The sequence below is a fragment of the Bradyrhizobium sp. USDA 4451 genome (genome assembly GCF_054822585.1).
Window position 1 is genome coordinate 924,891 of record NZ_JBTRCH010000001.1, and the last position, 14,268, is coordinate 939,158.

16 protein-coding genes and 1 pseudogene are annotated in these 14,268 nt (G+C 65.0%); 6 read left to right on the forward strand and 11 right to left on the reverse strand.

Annotated elements, in window-relative coordinates; genetic code table 11:
• Positions 1 to 32: 32 nt before the first annotated feature.
• The 5 genes from ACVMB0_RS04250 to coxB all read right to left on the reverse strand — a co-directional run bounded on the left by ACVMB0_RS04250 (position 33) and on the right by coxB (position 4,434).
• On the reverse strand, positions 33 to 662 hold the full coding sequence (locus ACVMB0_RS04250; protein ID WP_461345406.1) for a cytochrome c oxidase assembly protein: 630 nt from the start codon (positions 660 to 662) through the stop codon (positions 33 to 35).
• Positions 663 to 667: 5 nt separating this feature from the next.
• A complete protein-coding gene (locus ACVMB0_RS04255; RefSeq protein ID WP_212012421.1) occupies positions 668 to 832 on the reverse strand; it encodes a CoxF protein in 165 nt (54 codons plus the stop codon).
• Positions 833 to 870: 38 nt separating this feature from the next.
• A complete protein-coding gene (locus ACVMB0_RS04260) occupies positions 871 to 1,809 on the reverse strand; it encodes a heme o synthase (RefSeq protein WP_461345407.1) in 939 nt (312 codons plus the stop codon).
• Positions 1,810 to 1,874: 65 nt separating this feature from the next.
• Positions 1,875 to 3,503, reverse strand: a complete 1,629-nt coding sequence (ctaD, locus tag ACVMB0_RS04265) for a cytochrome c oxidase subunit I (protein ID WP_456752020.1) — start codon at positions 3,501 to 3,503, stop codon at positions 1,875 to 1,877.
• Between the two features lie 91 nt (positions 3,504 to 3,594).
• Complete coding sequence (gene coxB, locus ACVMB0_RS04270) at positions 3,595 to 4,434, reverse strand: cytochrome c oxidase subunit II (RefSeq protein ID WP_456752019.1); 840 nt, start codon at positions 4,432 to 4,434, stop codon at positions 3,595 to 3,597.
• A gap of 624 nt (positions 4,435 to 5,058) precedes the next feature.
• On the opposite strand from coxB, the gene ACVMB0_RS04275 reads away from it, so the two are divergent.
• Entirely contained in the window at positions 5,059 to 5,568 is a 510-nt protein-coding gene (locus tag ACVMB0_RS04275; RefSeq protein WP_461349589.1) for an invasion associated locus B family protein, read from the forward strand.
• A 140-nt stretch (positions 5,569 to 5,708) separates the two neighbouring features.
• On the opposite strand, the gene ACVMB0_RS04280 is transcribed toward ACVMB0_RS04275, so the two are convergent.
• From ACVMB0_RS04280 to ACVMB0_RS04290, 3 genes are read right to left on the reverse strand one after another with little or no spacing between them, the layout of a single operon-like run.
• Positions 5,709 to 6,296, reverse strand: a complete 588-nt coding sequence (locus ACVMB0_RS04280; RefSeq protein WP_461345408.1) for a TlpA family protein disulfide reductase — start codon at positions 6,294 to 6,296, stop codon at positions 5,709 to 5,711.
• Between the two features lie 32 nt (positions 6,297 to 6,328).
• Positions 6,329 to 6,823, reverse strand: a complete 495-nt coding sequence (locus tag ACVMB0_RS04285) for a DsrE family protein (protein ID WP_461345409.1) — start codon at positions 6,821 to 6,823, stop codon at positions 6,329 to 6,331.
• A 10-nt stretch (positions 6,824 to 6,833) separates the two neighbouring features.
• Positions 6,834 to 7,226 (reverse strand): DoxX family protein, encoded by a 393-nt coding sequence (locus ACVMB0_RS04290; RefSeq protein ID WP_461345410.1) that lies wholly within the window; start codon positions 7,224 to 7,226, stop codon positions 6,834 to 6,836.
• 126 nt (positions 7,227 to 7,352) lie between these two features.
• On the opposite strand from ACVMB0_RS04290, the gene ACVMB0_RS04295 reads away from it, so the two are divergent.
• The 5 genes and pseudogenes from ACVMB0_RS04295 (at position 7,353) to ACVMB0_RS04315 (ending at position 11,392) form a co-directional block, all read left to right on the forward strand.
• Entirely contained in the window at positions 7,353 to 7,808 is a 456-nt protein-coding gene (locus tag ACVMB0_RS04295) for a winged helix-turn-helix transcriptional regulator (RefSeq protein ID WP_461345411.1), read from the forward strand.
• 270 nt (positions 7,809 to 8,078) lie between these two features.
• Positions 8,079 to 9,508: pseudogene (gene tldD / locus ACVMB0_RS04300) on the forward strand (metalloprotease TldD).
• A complete protein-coding gene (gene lepB / locus ACVMB0_RS04305) occupies positions 9,508 to 10,278 on the forward strand; it encodes a signal peptidase I (RefSeq protein ID WP_461345412.1) in 771 nt (256 codons plus the stop codon). Before tldD ends, lepB begins: the two are co-directional and overlap by 1 nt.
• A 115-nt stretch (positions 10,279 to 10,393) precedes the next feature.
• Positions 10,394 to 10,735, forward strand: a complete 342-nt coding sequence (locus tag ACVMB0_RS04310; protein WP_456752012.1) for an MmcQ/YjbR family DNA-binding protein — start codon at positions 10,394 to 10,396, stop codon at positions 10,733 to 10,735.
• A gap of 90 nt (positions 10,736 to 10,825) precedes the next feature.
• The gene (locus tag ACVMB0_RS04315; protein ID WP_461345413.1) at positions 10,826 to 11,392 is read left to right on the forward strand and encodes a nucleotidyltransferase family protein; all 567 of its coding nucleotides are present in this window, start codon (positions 10,826 to 10,828) and stop codon (positions 11,390 to 11,392) included.
• 108 nt (positions 11,393 to 11,500) lie between these two features.
• On the opposite strand, the gene ACVMB0_RS04320 is transcribed toward ACVMB0_RS04315, so the two are convergent.
• The 3 genes from ACVMB0_RS04320 to ACVMB0_RS04330 form a co-directional block, all read right to left on the reverse strand.
• Positions 11,501 to 12,055, reverse strand: a complete 555-nt coding sequence (locus ACVMB0_RS04320) for a PAN domain-containing protein (RefSeq protein ID WP_461345414.1) — start codon at positions 12,053 to 12,055, stop codon at positions 11,501 to 11,503.
• 142 nt (positions 12,056 to 12,197) lie between these two features.
• Complete coding sequence (locus ACVMB0_RS04325; RefSeq protein WP_456752009.1) at positions 12,198 to 13,568, reverse strand: glutamate--cysteine ligase; 1,371 nt, start codon at positions 13,566 to 13,568, stop codon at positions 12,198 to 12,200.
• A 93-nt stretch (positions 13,569 to 13,661) separates the two neighbouring features.
• Positions 13,662 to 14,174 (reverse strand): MarR family winged helix-turn-helix transcriptional regulator, encoded by a 513-nt coding sequence (locus ACVMB0_RS04330; RefSeq protein ID WP_456752008.1) that lies wholly within the window; start codon positions 14,172 to 14,174, stop codon positions 13,662 to 13,664.
• Positions 14,175 to 14,268 lie beyond the last annotated feature (94 nt).

Consider the following 14,268-nt stretch of genomic DNA (forward strand, 5'->3'; position numbering starts at 1 on the left):
GAAAACCGGTCCCCACTTTTCCGGATCATGCTCTAGCCGCCCTTGCGCTGCTCCGCCTCGCCGGCTGCCACGGGCTTCGGCGTGGCGTCGCGCACGGGGAAGAAGGTGTAGGACAAAGTGATCGTCTTCAGCGTGTCGTTCTCGCTGTCCTTGGCCAGCGCCGGATCGACATAGAACACCACGGCCATCTCGCGCTTCTCGCCCGGGGCCATGGTCTGTTCAGTGAAGCAGAAGCAGTTGATCTTCTGGAAATAGGCGCCGACCGTCAGCGGCGCGACGTTGTAGGCGGCCTGGCCGGTGGTGGTGCGTGCCGACTGGTTGGTCACCGTGTAATAGACCGTGACCACCTGGCCGATCTTGACGTCGATCGTGGTCTGCTCGGCCTCGAACTTCCAGGGCAGGCCCGGCGCGACGTTGGAATCGAAGCTGACCGCGATGGTGCGCTCGAGCGGCGCATCCGAAGGCAGCGAGGTCGCCACCTGGGTGGTGCCGTTGAAGCCGGTGGTGCGGCAGAACCAGTTGTAGAACGGCACGGCGGCATAGGACGCGCCGACCATCAGCACCACGACGAAGCCGCAGATCGAGGCGACCAGCGCATCGCGCGTCAGCATGCGGCGCGTGACCTGGGCGCCCTCGCTTTGCTGCGGTCCCTGGTTCGCCATCTCGCTCACAGCGGCCGCACCAGCACGGCTGGCCCCTTGACGAGGGTGACGGCAAAGAACAGCACGACCATGACGCCGAGCGCGAGCGCAATGGCGATCGAACGCTGGCGGCGGCTCTTGAGCTGCGCCTCTGTGAGGACGATGCCTTCTGGTTCGTTCTTGTCGTCCATTGCTATCCCGTGCGCCCCCATCTCGCCCCCCGGCGTCCCTACCCGATGATCACGGGCAGGATCGCGCGGACCACGACCTCGACGAGGAGGACGGCGAACAGCGCGAACAGATAAAGGATCGAGAAGGCAAACAGCCGGCGCGTGGCGCGGTTGGCCGCAACGCCTTCACGGCGGCGATAGACCTCGATGGCGAGCCACAGCATGCCGGCGCCGAGCACCAGCGAGGTGACGCCGTAGATCGCGTCGAAATACCCCAGCGGCCACGGCGCCAGCGCGATCGCGACCAGCACGATGGTGTAGAGCAGGATCTGCAGCCGGGTCGCGTCGGGACCGGCGACCACCGGCAGCATCGGAATGCCGGCGCGCGCATAATCGTCGCTGCGGAACAGCGCCAGCGCCCAGAAATGCGGCGGGGTCCAGAAGAAGATGATCAGGAACAGCAGGATCGGTTCGACCGAGAGCGAGCCGGTCGCGGCGGCCCACGCCACCACCGGCGGCAGCGCGCCGGCGGCGCCGCCAATCACGATGTTCTGCGCGGTCCAGCGCTTCAGCAGCATCGTGTAGATCACGGCGTAGAAGAAGATGGTGAATGCGAGCAGCGCGCCGGCCACCCAGTTGACCAGGATGCCGAGCGTCATCACCGAGAAGAAGGCGAGCGTCAGGCCGAAGGCGGCCGCCTCTGCCTGGGTGATCCGGCCGCGCGGGATCGGCCGGTTGGCGGTGCGCGACATCAGCGCGTCGACGTCGCCCTCATAGGCCATGTTGAGCGCGCCGGAGGCGCCGGCGCCGACCGCGATGCACAGGATCGAGGTGAACGCCAGCACCGGATGCACATGCACCGGGGCGATCATCAGGCCGACCAATGCGGTGAAGATCACCAGCGACATCACGCGCGGCTTCAGCAGTGCGATGTAGTCGCCCACTTCGGCCTCGGAGATCCGGGGCAGCTCGATGGCGTTGTGATCGACAACCGACAAGATCAGGTCTCACTTCTCTCAAAAGGCGCGGCGCACCCTTAAAGGTGCGCCGCGTTGTCTTGGACTTACTGCACGCGGGGCAGCACTTCGAACTGGTGGAACGGCGGCGGCGAGGTCAGCGTCCACTCCAGGGTGGTCGCACCCGCGCCCCACGGATTGTTCGCGGCCTGCTCCTTGCGGACGAAGGCATCGATCACGCCGTAGATGAAGATCAGGACGCCGACGCCGGAGATGTAGGAGCCCCAGGAGGAGATCAGGTTCCAGCCGGCGAATGCGTCCGGATAGTCGACATAGCGACGCGGCATGCCCGACAGGCCGAGGAAGTGCTGCGGGAAGAACACCAGGTTGACGCCGATGAAGGTGAACCAGAAGTGCGCCTTGGCGATCTTCTCCGAGTACATGTAGCCGAACATCTTCGGGAACCAGTAGTACCAGCCGGCGAAGATGCCGAACACGGCGCCGAGCGACAGCACATAGTGGAAGTGCGCCACCACGTAATAGGTGTCCTGCAGCACGCGGTCGACGCCGGCATTGGCCAGCACGACGCCGGTGACGCCGCCGACGGTGAACAGGAAGATGAAGCCGATCGCCCAGATCATCGGCGCCTTGAACTCGATCGAGCCGCCCCACATCGTGGCGATCCACGAGAAGATCTTCACGCCGGTCGGCACCGCGATCACCATCGTGGCGGCGACGAAATAGGCCTGTGTCGCCGACGACATGCCGACGGTGTACATGTGGTGCGCCCACACCACGAAGCCGATGCCGCCGATCGCGACCATGGCGTAGGCCATGCCGAGATAGCCGAACACCGGCTTGCGCGAGAAGGTGGAGACGATCTGGCTGATCATGCCGAAGGCGGGCAGGATCAGGATGTACACTTCGGGGTGACCGAAGAACCAGAACAGATGCTGGAACAGCACCGGGTCGCCGCCGCCGTCAGCCGCAAAGAAAGTGGTGCCGAAATTGCGGTCGGTCAGCAGCATGGTGATCGCACCGGCGAGCACCGGCAGCGACAACAGCAGCAGGAACACGGTGACCAGGATCGACCACACGAACAGCGGCATCTTGTGCAGGGTCATGCCCGGCGCGCGCATGTTGAAGATCGTGGTGATAAAGTTGATGGCGCCGAGGATCGACGACGCACCGGCGAGATGCAGCGACAGGATCGCGAAGTCGACCGCCGGGCCAGGATGGCCCGAAGTCGACAGCGGTGCGTACATGGTCCAGCCGGCGCCGACGCCGTTGGCACCCGGCTCACCCTCGACGAAGGTCGACATCAGGAGCAGCGCGAACGAGGCCGGCAGCAGCCAGAACGAGATATTGTTCATGCGCGGGAACGCCATGTCGGGCGCGCCGATCATCAGCGGCACCATCCAGTTGCCGAAGCCGCCGATCATCGCCGGCATGACCATGAAGAAGATCATGATCAGACCGTGCGAGGTCACGAACACGTTATAGGTGTGCGTCTCGTGGAATATCTGGACGCCCGGATACATCAACTCGGCACGGATCGCGATCGACATCGCCGCGCCGATGATGCCCGCGATCACCGCAAAGACCAGGTACATCGTACCGATGTCCTTGTGGTTCGTGGAGTAGAGATAACGCCGCCATCCGGTCGGATGGTGGGCGTGATCGTCATGTCCGTGATTTTGGGCGTGATCGTCGTGTGTCGCTGCGCCTGTCGCCATGTTCAAAATCCTGCCTTGCAGTCCCTCTCGGACCTTGCGGTCCCGTCGCCCTTATTCCATCCGCGCCGTAAACCCAGGCCTAAAGCCCGGCTTACTGCGCCGCCTGACCAGCCGAGGCGTAGGAATTCGCCGGGTTGGTCGCAAACTTCTTCTTCGCCCCTTCAACCCAGGTCGCGAATTCCTGGTCGCTGACGACCCGGACCGCGATCGGCATGAAGGCGTGGTCCTTGCCGCACAGTTCCGAGCACTGGCCGTAGAACACGCCGGTCTTGGTGGCCTTGAACCAGCTCTCGTTGAGGCGGCCCGGGATCGAGTCGATCTTGACGCCGAACGCCGGCACCGCGAACGAGTGGATCACGTCGGCGCCGGTGGTCTGGATCCGGACCACCTTGTTGACCGGGACCACCATCTCGTTGTCGACGCCGAGCAGCCGCGGCTGCTTGTCCTTGTCGAGCAGCGAATCGAACTCGAACTTGCCGTTATCAGGGTAGGCATAGGACCAATACCACTGCTTGCCGGTGACCTTCACGGTGAGGTCCGGCTTCGGCACGTCGAGCTCCAGGAACAGCAGGCGGAACGACGGCACCGCGATGCCGACCAGGATCAGGACCGGGATCAGCGTCCAGGCCACCTCGATCAGGGTGTTGTGGGTGGTCTTGGAGGGGACCGGGTTGGCCCGAGCGTTGAACTTCACCACCACGATGATGAGCAGCGCCAGCACGAACAGGGTGATCAGGGTGATCAGCACCAGTAGGAAATTGTGAAACCAGATGATGTTTTCCATCACCGGGGTCGCGCCTTCCTGCAGCGTGTGCTCCCAGGGGGCCGGCTGCCCCATCTCGGCGAAGGCCGATCCCGCGGCGACCGACGCCACACCCGCTACCGCCAACCCCAGCAATTGCCTGCCCAACCGGCCAATCGACATCTTCATGCCGCTCGCGCTCCCTTGCATTATTCCCCAAAGCACCTCCGGCATGTGGCCGGCAATGCAGCACGATCCGCCCTGACAAACGGCCTTCCGGACATACCCGTCTCTGAGTCAAGGTGGGTACGGGAGCCAGATCGCTAGAACGCGTCGAAATCCAGCCTCTCAAACCATAATTCTCAGGCGCTCGCAATGCAGTAGTGGGACCGAAAGCCATGCGCCTGCGATGAACCTGCCGGTTGCGATTTTTCCCGCAAAATCAAGCGAAAGCCCTTGGACCAATTGTCCACCCTGCTTGACAGGGAGATTGCCGGATGTACCCACAGGCGGGTGCTCCACAGGAACCTGATTCGCTGCGGGTTGCCGCAATCCGGCGCGGGAATGGCTTCAAGATCGCCTTCAAGGCGCCGTCATTGCGGTATCAGTCGGCTCACGAGCACGATCCGGAACTGGGACAGCCGGTTTTGCGAAAAGATCATGCTCAAACAAAGAGATGAGATCACGATGCGATTTTTGAGGGCGCATCATGGTCGCGCGTGTGACCGGCGGCCGAACGGACGGCCGGACCGATCGAACATCAAAGGATCGACCCGGATGGGCGCTTCGAACATTCAGGCAAAAGGTTTGGCGATGAGCGGCTGGCTCGGTCGCCTCGTGATTGCAGCCTTCTGTCTCGGGATTTCCCTTGGGCTGCCCCAGCACGCGAACGCGCAGGGCGCGGTGCGTTCCGTCCATGGCGACTGGCAGATCCGCTGCGACACCCCGCCGGGCGCCCAATCCGAGCAATGCGCGCTGATCCAGAGCGTGGTCGCCGAAGACCGCTCCAATGCCGGCCTGACCGTGATCGTGCTGAAGACCGCCGACCAGAAGAGCCGCCTGATGCGCGTCGTCGCCCCGCTCGGCGTGCTCCTGCCCTCCGGTCTCGGCCTCAAGCTCGACAATCAGGACGTCGGCCGCGCCGGTTTTGTCAGATGCCTGCCCAATGGCTGCGTCGCCGAGGTCGTGATGGACGACAAGCTGCTCGGGCAGCTGAAGAACGCCAAGACGGCGACGTTCATTATCTTTGAGACCCCGGAAGAAGGTATCGGCTTTCCGCTCAGCCTGAACGGGCTGGCGGAGGGCTATGACAAGTTGCCCTAGGCAACTCACTTTGCTGCGTCTCAAGACGCACAAGCTCGTAGCCCGGATGGAGGCAGCGCAATCCGGGGCCGGCTCTGATCGCGGATCAACCAGTCCCGGATTGCGCTGCGCTTCGTCCGGGCATCCGGGCTACGCCAATCTCAGCGGACACCTGCATAATAATCGAACAGCCCGCCAGCCTCCGCGGACAGCCAGTCCGCTTCGCCCGTCATGTAGCCCTCGACCTGTCCGGTGATGCCAATCAGGAATGAGATCGGCATGCCGTAGAGCGCGAATGGTGTGTCGACCTCGGCGGCATCGACGCGCGAGACGAGACCGCCGGGATCGTAGCCGATCGCAAGGCGGCGGAGCTTGAGCTGCTTGACGTAGGGCGGCACCAGCGCGCGGTTGCGATCGGTGCTGATCGAGACGACGGCGAGATCGCTGCGGCCGCTGGCGGCGAGCCGGTCCAGCATCGGCAGTTCGGTGCGGCACGCCGCGCACCAGGTGGCCCAGAAGTTCACCAGCACGAGCTTTCCCTTGAACGCGGTGAGATCGAGCGCGCCGCCGGCGAGCAAGGGGATGGCAGCCGGCGGCACCGGGCGGGCGCCTTGCACGAGCGTGAACTGATGCCGGACGGTGCCGAATTGCGGCGGTCCCGACGTTGCACGCGCCGGCATCGCGAGCGAGGCGCCGCCGATCAGACCGGCGACGACGGCGCGGCGCGTGGGCATGCGAACAGAAGTCATGACGGGTTCTCCCCTTGCGCTATCCGCATCGCTCACGAGCGGATGTAGGACCAGCCGGCTTCCTGCAACTCGATGATGTGACCGGGCCCGTTCGGCACCAGATCGACATTGTCGAGCAGCACCAGCGGATGCCCCTCGGCGCGCTCCATGCCGAGCTTGGTGGCCTCGCAGACCACGAAGCGGATGTCGGGCGTCAGCCCGCGCACCACCCGCAACATGTCCTTCACCGGCGAGGTATCGACGCGCAGCATGTGGACGCCGGCATTGTAGGCGACGACCTCGATCTCGAACGGCTCGTTGCGCTCCCGATAATATTTCGGGAGGTTGAGCGCGGTCGAGATCAGCGCCCGCATCACGGTCGGATCGTCCGAGTTGATCGGCAGTACCACGTGATGCACCCGCGGCTCGGGCTTCTTTGGCTCAGGCTTGGAGACTGCAGCGACCGAGCCGGTGAGCAGCAAGGTCACCGCGAACGGGCCCGCGAAGGCCAGCACCAGCCCCGCGGTCAGCGTCAGGATGCGGCGCATCGCGGCCACCTCACGGCGCGCTCGCGAGCAGAGCGAACTGGCTGCGCTTGGCGTAGGCGACGATCGCGCTCAAGGTCAGCAGCACCAGCGCCGGCACCGGCGAGCCGCCGATCACGAACAGATGGCTGATGGTGGCGCCGACCATGATGCAGCTCAGCAGCACGCCGCCGAAGGCTGCGACCGGAGGCAGCAGGATCAGGATGGCGCCGATGATCTCCAGCGATCCGGTGAAATAGCGGAACCACTGGCCGAGTCCGATATGCTCGAATTCCTCGACCAGCATCGGCACGCCATAGAACTTGGCGGCGCCCGCGGCGGCAAAGGCCAGAGCGACCAATCCCCTGACGACCCAGAGGCTGACGGATTTCCAGCGCGACGGCGCCGCGGCAACAGCAACTGACATTAATAACTCCCAATCGTTCGAATCGCTGCGGCGATCCGCCCCTTCGGCGGCTGGCCCGCGGCTTCCGGTGCACTAAATTCGGGAGTAAGATGAAAAGAACAAGTAGGATGCTTTTTGTGGGGTAGTATGAAAAAACTGACTAATGGGCCAGCCGAGCCTCCGGCGGCGTCCGAGCCCTGCAACGGCGACCTGTCGGCGCAATTTCATCGCGCACTGTCGGTGCTGGCCGGGAAATGGAAGGGCGACATCCTCTGGCAATTGGTCGACCGCAAGCGCCGGTTTGGCGAGCTGCGTCAGTCGATCCCGGGCGTGACCCAGCACATGCTGACCACCCAGCTCCGCGATCTCGAAGCCAATGGCCTGGTCAAGCGCACCGTCTATCCCGAGGTGCCGCCGCGGGTGGAATATGAGATGACGCCGTCGGCCAAGGCGCTGAGGCCGGTGTTCGACGAGCTCTACCGGTGGGCGCAAGAGCATGGCTTCCCGACCTCGACGGGCAGCACGGCGCAGCCGGCGGCATCGAACGATCAAGGCGAGCCAGAGGACCCGCCGCAGAAGGCGGGGCGGCGCTCACGGCGATGACGACAAGGTGAGGATGGCGTGGGGCTGCCGTGATCGCCGTCACGATCGCAGGCCCTCCCGGTTTGCCACCCAAAACACTATCTTGAGCAGTCGCCGTCCGGGCCTGAACCGGGGCCGGCGCAGGTTTCCGGGTTGTAAGATGAGTTTTGCGCTCGTCTCTGCTTCAATCGGCCCGAAATCCCTGTGTCCGGGTTCCCCACTGGCAATCAGTTGCGCTTCAGGCAAGGATGACACGGAACGCCCACGGAATCGCACTGCGTCGGAGTGACCATGACCAATCCCGCCACGACCTCCCCTCCCTGCTCGACCGCGCCAATCTGGACCGCGATGCCGTCCGCCGCGAGGTGTCGCGCGGCCTTGAAGGCGCCGACGACGGCGAACTGTTCCTGGAGTTCGGGCAGACCGAGGCGCTGGTGTTCGACAATGGAAGGCTGAAGCAGGCGACCTACGACACCTCGCAGGGCTTTGGCCTGCGCGCCGTCAAGGACGACGCTGTCGGCTACGCGCATTCCTCCGACGTCTCGATTCCGGCGCTGATCCGCGCGGCCGACGCTGTCGCCGCCGTGCGCGGCGGTTATGCCGGCACGTTCGCCGCGGCGCCGGCCCACACCAACATCAAGCTCTACGGCGACGAGAACCCGCTGGACGGCCCGGCGTTCGAGGCAAAGGTCAAGCTGCTCGGCGAGATCGATGCCTATGTCCGGGACAAGGACCCGCGGGTGCGGCAGGTCTCGGCCAGCCTCACCGCGACCTGGCAGGTGGTGGAGATCCTGCGGCCCGACGGCGAGAGCTATCGCGACATCCGCCCGCTGGTGCGCGTCAACATCTCCGTGGTCGCCGGCCAGGGTGACCGCCAGGAGAGCGGCAGCAAGGGTTATGGCGGCCGTGAGGGCTATGCCCGCTTCATCGAGACCAAGGCCTGGCGCGACGCCGCCGACGGCGCGTTGCGCGAGGCGCTGGTCAATCTCGAATCGGTGCCGGCGCCCGCCGGCGAGATGGACGTGGTGTTAGGGGCCGGATGGCCCGGTGTGATGCTGCATGAAGCGGTCGGCCACGGGCTCGAGGGCGATTTCAACCGCAAGCAGACGTCAGCCTTCGCCGGCCTGATGGGCCAGCAGGTCGCGGCCAAGGGCGTCACCGTGGTCGACGACGGCACCATGGCCTCGCGCCGCGGCTCGCTGTCGATCGACGACGAGGGCACGCCGACCAACCGCACCGTGCTGATCGAGGACGGCATCCTGGTCGGCTACATGCAGGATCGCCAGAACGCCCGGCTGATGGGCATGAAACCGACCGGCAACGGCAGGCGACAAAGCTATGCCCATGTGCCGATGCCGCGCATGACCAACACCTACATGCTGTCGGGCGACCGCGACCCGGCCGAGATCATCGCCTCGGTGAAGAACGGCATGTATGCCGCCAATTTCGGTGGCGGCCAGGTCGACATCACCTCGGGCAAATACGTGTTCCAGTGCACCGAGGCCTACAAGATCGAGAACGGCAAGCTCGGCGCGCCGCTGAAGGGCGCCATGCTGATCGGCAATGGACCGACCGATCTCCACAGGATCACCATGATCGGCAACGATCTTGCGCTGGATACGGGAATCGGCACTTGCGGCAAGAACGGCCAGGGTGTGCCGGTCGGCGTCGGCCAGCCGACGCTCAGGATGGAACGGATTACGGTCGGAGGAACGGGCTAGTGAGCAGCGGAAACGAAGTCGTGGCAGCCAAGCAAACCAGCTGGCGCGGGCAGGCCGTGCAACTGGCTGCGATCGTGGCCGTCGTATTCCTCGCCAAGGGCGCGATCGCCGAGCCGTTCTACGTGCCGTCGGGCTCGATGGAGCCGACGCTGTTGATCGGCGACGCGCTGGTCGCCTCGAAATTCCCCTATGGCTACGGCGCGGCGTCGCTACCGATCCAGATCACGCTGCCGGAAACCGGCCGGGTGTTCGGCGAGACGCCGAAGCGCGGCGACGTCGTCGTGTTCCGCTGGCCGGGCGACCGCTCGCAGGCCTGGGTCAAGCGCGTGGTCGGACTGCCCGGCGATCGCATCCAGATGCGGCAGGGCCAGCTCTTCATCAACGATCATCCGGCCGCGCTGAAGCCCGATGGCACCGGCTTTGCCGAAGATGATCGCGGCGGCGGCGAGGACGCCTACCGTTACATCGAGACGCTGCCGAACGGCGTCAGCCACGCGATCTTCAAGATCCGCGACAACGGCCGGCTCGACAACACCGCCGAGGTGACGGTGCCGGAAGGCAAGCTGTTCGTGCTCGGCGACAACCGGGATAATTCCGCTGACAGTCGCGTGCCGGTGCGCGACGGCGGCGTCGGCCTGTTGCCGATCGACAATCTGATCGGCCGCGCCGATGCAGTGGTCGGCTCCTGGGACATGGGCATCCGCAGCCAGCCGGTCTGGACCTGGCTGTCCGGCTTCCGCCTCGCCCGCTTCTTCACCTCGGTGCGGTAGACGGACCCGTAGCCCGGATGGAGCGAAGCGCAATCCGGGGCAAGTCCCTCATCCTGCGAGAAACCCCGGATTGCGCTGCGCTCCATCCGGGCTACGTGCTTCACGGGCACCGGCCGTGACCTTCGAGGACATCAGGCACATCGCACTGGCGTGGCCGGAGGTCGAGGACGGCTCGTCCTACGGCACGCCGGCACTGAAGGTGCGCAAGAAGATGCTGGTGCGGCTCAAGGAGGACGGCGACAGCCTGGTGATCCCCGGCGTGCCGCCCGACGAGCGCGACATGCTGGTCGAGAGCCAGCCCAAGATCTTCTATTTCACCGATCACTACCGCGATTATCCGATCGTGCTGATCCGCCTGTCGAAGGCCAAGCGCGCCACCATCGAGCCGCTGCTGCGCCGGCACTGGCGCACGCTGGCATCGAAGAAGGCGGTCAGGGATTTCGACGCAAATGGCTAGCATCGTAAGGCGAGTTAGCCGTAGGCGTAACCCGCCGCGTTCGCGGCGCAAGAGATGGTGGGGTACGCTAACCCACCCTGCGGCATCTCGATGACCTCAGACCAATTCCTCGCTGCTGCGCTGCGCAACCCCGTCAATCCAGCGATCATCGACGAGCTGCATCGTCTCGCCTTGCCCGATGCCTGGCTGGTCGCCGGCTGCCTGGTGCAGAGCGTGTGGAATGTGCTGACGAAGCGGCCGCTCGGTCACGGCATCAACGACTACGACGTGTTCTATTTCGACCCGGATACGTCGTGGGAGGCCGAGGACGCTATCATCCGCGACCTCACGGCGCGGCTCGGCCACCTCGGCGCCGCGATCGAGCTCCGCAACCAGGCCCGTGTCCATCTCTGGTATCCCGGCAAGCACGGCGTGCCCTACCCCGCGCTGTCGCGTTCGACCGACGGCATCGATCGCTTCCTCAGCGCGAACGTACAGGTCGGCATCCGCCGCAGCGCGGACGGCTACGAGGTCTATGCGCCGAAAGGCTTTAGCGATATCGCCGGCCTGATCGTACGACCGAACCGCACCGCGAATTTTTCGCCGGCGAACTACGCGGCGAAGGCCGCGCGGTGGAAGGCGCTGTGGCCGGAGGTCACGGTGCTCGAGGCGGAGTGAACTTGCCGTAGCCCGGATGGAGCGAAGCGAAATCCGGGGCAGGTCCATCCGCGGCGAGAGCAATCCCGGATGCGCTTCGCTCCATCCGGGCTACGGAATCTTTGCGCGTCACCGCACCACGCCCGACGTGAACCCGGCCTTCCGCCGCGGCGGCTTGATCTCTTTCTTCAGGAAGCAATGCGCGTCGCGGCCGGCATAGCCGGGCCGGGCGTAGGTCCATGCACGGCACTTGTTGTCGGCGGTGCAGGCGGCCTGGCAGGCCTCGTCGCCGTCGCTGCTCTTCAACTCGAAATTCTTGTAGTCGCCGCCGAGGCGGTCGATCGAGGTCTCGATGGCGCCGTTGCGCGGTTCGACCACGCCCGCGCCGCGCACCCCGGAGACGCAGCAGACGTCCTGCACCCGCGGCGGCACGGTGTTCTTCAGCCAGCACACCGCGCCATTGTTGGTGTCGGTCGGATAGTTGAAACTCCAGGCCCGGCAGCGGCGGTCGCGCTCGCAGGTCAGCGCGCAATCGGCCGGATCGCCGGTCGAGACCGGCGCGTTCAGATAGTCGCCGCCGGGACGGTCGAAATTGGTCTGCGCCGATGCCGGGCACGCGACGACTGCGGCCACGAAAACCGCGAACAACACCACACACGCCCTAAAGAGGCGGCCTATCCCCATGAGATTGCTTTCAAATTCGTGCAGCCCCGCGCATCCGCGGGGCGTCATTTGAACGCCATGAACCTGTACGGCTGATGAACGGCGGGTGCGACACCCAAGCCGTCGGCCCGCATGTCAGGCCTCGATCCAGCCCAGGTGGGGATTAGAAGGCGTACTCCTGATAGGCCGGTTCCACCGAGCCTTTCCAGGCGCCGTTGAACTTCTCCAGCATCTCCTCGGCCGGCGAACGGCCGCTCTCGATAATGCGCTCGAGCGGTTCGAGGAAGCGGCTCTCGTCGCGTCCGAGATGGTCGATCCGGCCGCGCCGCCGCAATCCGGCATGCGACAGGATCAGGCACTCCTTGGCGATCTCGAACAGATAGCGGTCCTTGATCCGCGCCTTGAAACCGAAACGCGGCACGTCGTCGCGCAGCGCCTGCCGCTCGGGCGCGGTCCAGTGCCGGACGATGTCCCAGGCGGCATCGAGGCTGTCATTGTCGTAGAGCAGCCCGACCCAGAACGCCGGCAGCGCCGGCAACCGGCCCCACGGCACGCCGTCGGCACCACGCATCTCGAGGTAACGTTTCAGCCGCACCTCGGGGAAGATCGTCGAGAGATGATTGGCCCAGTCCGACAAAGTCGGCCGCTCGCCGGGGAAAGCGGCATTCTTGCCGGCGAAGAAATCGCGGAACGAGGAGCCCGCGACGTCGATATATTCGTCGCCACGCTTGACGAAATACATCGGCACGTCGAGCGCATAGTCGACATAGCGCTCGTAGCCCATGCCGTCCTCGAAGGCGAACGGGATCATGCCCGAGCGCGCATTGTCGGTGTCGCGCCAGATCTCGGAGCGGAACGACAGGAAGCCGTTCGGCTTGCCTTCGGTGAACGGCGAGTTGGCGAACAACGCGGTCGCGATCGGCTGCAATGCCAGCGACACCCGCAGCTTCTTCACCATGTCGGCTTCGGACGAGAAGTCGAGGTTGGTCTGCACCGTGCAGGTCCGGAACATCATGTCGAGGCCGTATTTGCCGACCTTCGGCATGTAGTTTCGCATGATCTTGTAGCGCCCCTTCGGCATCACGGGGATCTGCGCCCGCGACCAGGACGGCGTCATGCCGAGACCGAGGAAGCCAATCCCGAGTGGGGTTGCGATCTCGCGCACCTGCGCCAGATGCGCCATTAATTCCGACTGGGTCTGATGCACGCTCTCGACTGGCGCGCCCGACAATTCGAACTGCCCGCCCGGCTCGAGCGAAATCGCCCCGCCGCCGGTGACATCATAGAGCCCGATGATGTTGCCGCGCTCCATGATCGGCTCCCAACCGAGCAGCAGCTTCATGCCCTCGAGCAACGCGCCGATGCCCTTGGCGCCTTCATAGGGCACGGGCTGGTGGCCCTCGAGGGTGAACGGGGTCTTCTCGTGCTCGGTGCCGATCCGGAATTCGGACTCCGGCTTCACGCCGGCTTCAATCCACGCCACGAGTTCGTCGCGCGACTGCAGCGGCGTCATGTCGATCTGGTCACGCGCCATAGAAAATCCAACTCAAGGGCGCTTCGATCGAAGACGCGTGGTGGCAGGGACATCCACGGGCCACAACGGCCGCGGATGATGGGATCAGGACTATCATCGGGCGGGCACGCCGTCTCGTGCGGACGCTGCCTTGGTATCGTTCTTGACGTCGTCTTTGCCGTCGCCGCAGGAGCAGCCGAGACGGTCGAGCAGACCACACAGCCGCGCCGCATCGGCATCGGACAGTTTCGAGCCGACATGCTTGTCGATCGCGGCGGAATAGGCGTTCCACATCTTCTTCTGCAGCTCGCGGCCGGCCTCGGTGATCTCGACGAACTGACCGCGCTTGTCGATCTTGCATTCGCGCCGGGCGGCAAGCCCCTCGTCGACCAGCTTGTCGATCAGCCGCGAGGTCGAATATTGCGGGATCAGCATCTGCCGCTCGAGCTCGACCGGGCGCAGCTCGCCGGACGGCGCGCGCGACAGCTCGAGCAGGGCGTCATACCAGGCGAGCGGCGGAAAGCCGGCCTTCTTCAGATCCTGCTCGACGCAGTCGAGCACCCGGCTCGGCACCCGCATCAGCCGGATCCAGGCGGCCGTCGCCTCGCTCGATAGCTTGCGTTTCATCGTCTAGCCCATAAGGTCCCGGCACCGACTGTACCGCACTGAATGCATCTGCATCAATCTTGACTATTTCATGCAGGTGCATGTAGGCAATCCC